The sequence below is a fragment of the Gilvimarinus sp. 1_MG-2023 genome (genome assembly GCF_030548285.1).
In genome coordinates, this window is the sequence record NZ_JAUOSC010000497.1 from 1 (window position 1) to 336 (window position 336).

Sequence of the window (336 nt, forward strand, 5' to 3'; positions counted from 1 at the left end):
GTATGACGCTGTTGATGCTCAGTCTGATCTTGCTGGGCTTGTATCTGTTAATGGCAGCGCTGGAGTTTATTCGTAGTCGGGTGCTGGTGCGGCTGGGCACAAAGTTGGATATTCAGCTCAGTCAACAGGTGTATTCGTCGTCTTTTATTGCCAGTTTGCGCAAGGGCGGCTTTAACGCCAACCAGTCGTTGGGTGATCTTAACGGTATTCGTCAGTTTTTGACCGGCAGCCCCTTGCTGGCGTTTTTTGATGCGCCCTGGGTGCCGGTGTATCTGGCGGTAATCTATATGTTTGATGTCTGGTTGGGTTTGTTTGCAACGGTGGGCAGCCTGGTGT

Annotated in this window: 1 pseudogene; it reads left to right on the top strand. The window is 51.5% G+C overall.

From position 1 onward, the window contains the following. Positions 1-14: 14 nt before the first annotated feature. Positions 15-336 (top strand): annotated as a pseudogene (locus Q4563_RS17795) (type I secretion system permease/ATPase); the annotation flags it as partial.